This window comes from Streptomyces hainanensis (assembly GCF_004348415.1).
In the GTDB taxonomy this organism is placed as follows: domain Bacteria; phylum Actinomycetota; class Actinomycetes; order Streptomycetales; family Streptomycetaceae; genus Streptomyces; species Streptomyces hainanensis.
The window spans coordinates 1-4,662 of sequence record NZ_SMKI01000550.1 but is presented as its reverse complement, the minus strand read 5'-3'; the positions used below and the strand labels follow the sequence as shown (position 1 = coordinate 4,662).

The window sequence follows — 4,662 nt, the reverse complement described above, 5'->3', positions numbered from 1 at the left end:
GGGTGGGGGAAACCCCCGCCGACGCCGACAGCAACGTGGCTGCCGTCGTCGCCGTCTCCGCGAGCAACGCGGCGAGTTCGGCCGCCACGGGATGGTCGAACGCGATCAGCGGATCGCCACCGCCACCTCCGCCGCCACCGGCAAGGAGGCCGTGGGCCTCTCGCGGCAGCGAGACCCGCGGGCCGCCGAGGTCGAGGCGTATGCCGGGGCGAGCCGTGGCGGCGCGGCGGTCGAGGAGCGGCGTGGCGTCCGGTTCGGCGCCGTTGGTCCACAACGCGGTGACGACTCGCCGGAGTTGGGCGAGGCAGTCGCGGACGGGGGCGTGCGCGGCGACCACCACGCGGTCGTGGCCGGCGAGGGTGTCGTCGACGAGTGAGCCGAGTTGTCCGGCGCCCAACTGCACGAAGGCGCGGAAGCCGGCGTCGTGGAGCGAGCGGATCATCGGCCCGAACCGCACCGGTTCGAGCAGGTGGCGGATGAACAGCTCCCGCACGGCGGCCGGTTGGGCCGGGTAGCGGGCGGCGGTGGTGGCGGACCAGACGGGGGTGGTCTGGGCGTGCAGGGTGTAGGAATCGGCGGCGCGCCTGATCGGGTCGAGGTAGGGGGCGAGCATCGGGGTGTGGAAGCCGGAGCGGAACGGCAGGATCTGCCCGATGACGCCGGCGGCCCGCAGCCGGAGCACCAGTTCCTCGACGGCCGCCTCGGCGCCGCAGACCATCGACTGGTTGGGGGCGTTGTCGTGGGAGAGGACGACGTCGTCGCGGCCGGCGAGTTCCTCCGTGACGCGTTCGGCCGGCAGGCCGAGGACGGCGAAGGCGACGCCGGGTACCCGCAGCGCGTCGGGGTCGAACGTGGCGAGGAAGGCGTCCACTTCGGCGGCGGTGTGGATGCCGCCCGCGGCCATGGCGGTCCATTCGCCGACGCTGTGTCCGGCGACCGCGTCCGGGGTGACGCCGAGTCGCCGCAGCGCGGTGTCGAGGAGCCGGCCGAGTTGGAACACGGCGGCGCCGTGCCGGCCGACGTCGCCGACCCGGGCCGGCTCGGGGCGCGGCAGTCCGAACCGGGCGGCGAGCGCGTCGGCCCGGGGGTCGAACTCGGCCTCCAGGCCGGGGAAGACGAAGGCGGTCTTCCCGCCGCCCGGGCCGAGCAGTGGGCGCGGGCTGAACCAGACGTCGCTGCGGCCGCGCCAGGGCGCGCCCCTGGCGACGGCCTTGCGGGCGAGGGTGAGGCGGCGTGCCGTCGGGTCGACGATGCCGAGCCTGACCGGGCCGGCGTCGGCGGTCCGTTCGTCGAGGCCGGCGGCCAGCACGGTGGAGTCGTCGGCGGTCAGCAGCGTGCCGAGGGCGTCGGCGTCGGCCGCGGCGAGTCGCAGTACCCGTTCCGGCTCGACGACCGTGACGGGCGGCGCGGCGCGGCGGGCCGGCGCCGTGGCCGGCGCTTCGAGCACCACGTGCGCGTTGATGCCGCCGAAGCCGAACGCGTTGACGCCGGCCCGCCGCGGGGCGCCGTCGGCCGGCGGTTCCCAGGGGGTGGCCTCGGCGAGGGGCGCGAACCGGGTGGCGGCGAGGGCCGGGTGGGGTTCCTCGCAGTGCAGCGTCGGCGGCAGCACGCCGTGGTGGATGGCCAGCGCGGCCTTGATCAGGCCGGCGACGCCGGCGGCCGGCATGGTGTGGCCGATCATCGACTTGACCGAGCCGATGGCCGCCGGCCGCCCGGCGGGTGGGCCGAACACCTCGGCGAGGGTGGCGAGTTCGGCGCGGTCGCCGGCCGGGGTCGCGGTGCCGTGGGCCTCCAGCAGCCCGAGCGCGCCGGGGGCGCGCGGGTCGAGGCCGGCGGCCTCCCAGGCCAGCCGTACGGCGCGGGCCTGGCCGTCGGGGTCGGGGTTGAGGAGGCTGGCGGAGCGGCCGTCGCTGGCCACGCCGGTGCCGCGGACCACGGCGTAGATCCGGTCGCCTTCACGTTCGGCGTCCGCGAGTCTCTTGAGGACGACGACGCCGGTGCCCTCGCCGATCAGCACGCCGTCGGCGTCCCGGTGGAGCGGGCGGATCCGCTCGCTCGGGGAGAGCGCGCCGAGCTGGCTGAACACGCTCCACAGGGTGATGTCGTGGCAGTGGTGCACGCCGCCGGCGAGCATCAGGTCGCAGCGGCCGGTGGCGAGTTCGCGGACGGCGTGGTCGACGGCGACCAGCGAGGAGGCGCAGGCGGCATCCACCGTGTAGGCGGGGCCGCGGAGGTCGAGGCGGTTGGCGACCCGGGACGCGGCCAGGTTGGGTACCAGGCCGATCGCGGACTCGGGCCGCTCGGGGCCGAGTTGGCCGGTGAACGAGTCGCGGATGCGGGCGAGCCGTCCCTCGTCCAGCTCGGGCGCCAACTCGCGCAGGGTGTGGATCAGTTGGCCCGCGGTGCGGACCCGTTGGTCGAGCCGGACGAGGCCGGGGGTGAGGTAGCCGCCGCGGCCGAGGACGACGCCCGCCCTGGCCCGGTCGGCGGGCAGCACCCGGTCGCCGCCGGCGTCCTGGAGCGACTGGTCGGCGACGTGCAGGGCGATCAGCTGGTCCGGTTCGGTACCGGGCACCGAGCGGGGCATGATGCCGAACCGGGTGACGTCGAACTCGGCGCCGTCGTCGACGAATCCGCCGCGCCGGCAGTAGACGCGGTCGGCGCGCCGTGGGCCGTCGGGCTGGTAGTGCTCCGGGTCCCAGCGGCTGGCGGGCACGTCGGTGATGGCGTCGACGCCGTGGGTGATGTTGTGCCAGTAGGTGGCCAGGTCGCCGGCGCCGGGCAGGAGGACGGCCATCCCGACCACGGCGACCGGGGTGTGGTCCGGCATCGGGGTCACCACCCGGAAGCCGTGTAGACCACCGCGTGCGTGTCGGGGGCGCCCCAGGCCAGCTCGCGGAGCAGGCTGAGCGGGCCCTCCTCGGGGTCGATCAGCCTGATGCCGCGGGCGGCGTAGGAGCGCATCAGTTCGGGGGTGACCATGCCGCCGTTGGTCTCGGCGGCCGCCCAGGGGCCCCAGTGGACGGTGAGGCCGCGGCGGCCGGGCGCCGACCAGCGGCGGCCGAGTTCCTCCAGGGCGTCGTTGGCGGCGGCGTAGTCGCTCTGGCCGCGGTTGCCGAGGGCGGCGGCGATGCTGCCGAAGAGCACGGCGAACCGGGGTCCCGACGGGAGGGTGTCCACGGCGTCGAGGAGGGTGCGGGCGCCGTCGACCTTGGTGGCGAAGACCCGCCGGAAGGACTCGGGGCTCTTCTCGGCGATCAGCTTGTCCTCGATGACGCCGGCCGCGTGCACGACGCCGTCGATCCGGCCGTGTTCGGCGTGGATGTCCTTGACGGTGGCGCGGACCGCCTCGGCGTCGAGGATGTCGACGGAGTGGTAGCGGACGGGGCTGCCGAGGGCGCGCAGTTCGGCGAGGGTGGCGCGGACCTCGCGTTCGGCGAGGGTGGCGGAGACGGCGCGCTCGATGGCGGCGGGCGAGCCGTGGCCGGCGGCGAGGAAGGCGGCGCGCAGCGCGGAGCGGTCGGCGGCGCCGGCGGTCGCCGGGTCCTCGGTGGCGGCGGGGACGGGGGTACGGCCGAGGAGTTCGATCCGGCAGCGGCCGGCGGTGGCGACGGCGCGGGCGACGCGGGCGGTGATGCCGCGGGCGCCGCCGGCCAGCAGCAGCACGGCGTCGTGGTCGAGGCCGATGGCGGCGGCCTCGGCGGCCCCGTCGCCGGCCGGTCCCGCGCCGGTGGCGGCGAGCGGGCCGAGGTCGGTGGGGGTGAGGGTGAGCGCGCGGCGGCGGCCGCCGTCGGCGAGGACGACGGGCTCGCGGTCGGTGGCGGCGAGTTCGGCGAGGATCAGGTCGGCGAGGGGTTCGGTGGTCTCGGTGCCGACCCGCAGCAGGCTGGCGTGCAGTTCCGGGTACTCGCGGGCGATGGTGCGGAACAGGCCGCGCAGGCCGGTGGCGGGGCCTTCGGCCCGCTCGACCGCGAGGAGCCGCCGGGGGGCGTGGGAGAGGAGGGTCTGGAAGAGCGGGAACGCGTCGGGGAGCGGGGGTTCGGCTCCCTCACCGGTCGCCAGGGCGTCGAGGTGGACGACGATGTCGGCGGGGGCGGCCTGGACGGTGGCGCCGGCCGCCCCGAGGCGGGCGGTGAGGGTGGCGGCGAGTTCGCCGCCACCGACCAGGTGGACGGTGGTGCCGGGCGGCAGGGTGCCGGTGGTCCCGGGCAGTTCCCGCTCGGTGAACTCCAGGCGTCGCGGGGCCTCGACGACCGGCTCGACGGCGGGCCGCGAGGACGCCGGGGACTCGGGCTCCGGTTCCCGCTCCGGCTCGGGGCCGCCGAGTCCCTCGGTCAGCAGCGCGGCCAGGCTCGCGGCCGTCCGCGCCGTGCTCAGGCGGTCGAGGTCGGCGCCGCCGTCCACCGGCAGTCCGAGTCGACTCGCCAACTCGCCGGCGATCTCGGCCCGCTTGATCGAGTCGACGCTGAGGTCCGCCTCGAGGTCGAGACCGGGCTCGATCATCTCCACCGGATAACCCGTGCGTTCCGCCACCACCGCGAGCACCGCGCCCAACACGTCGACGGGCCCGGTGGCCGGCGGCTCGACGGGAGCTGGGGTGGCCGCGGGGATCGGCTCGGCGGTGGTGGTGGGCGCCGGCAGGGCGGCCGGCCGGGGCGCGAC

General features: G+C 76.7%; 2 protein-coding genes. Both read right to left on the bottom strand.

Features of this window, described 5'->3' with window-relative positions:
- On the bottom strand, positions 1-2,830 hold a 2,830-nt coding region (locus E1283_RS32225), incomplete at its 3' end, for a type I polyketide synthase (RefSeq protein ID WP_132821707.1).
- A 5-nt stretch (positions 2,831-2,835) separates the two neighbouring features.
- Positions 2,836-4,662 (bottom strand): SDR family NAD(P)-dependent oxidoreductase (locus E1283_RS32220; protein ID WP_132821706.1); only part of this gene is annotated, 1,827 nt, incomplete at its 5' end.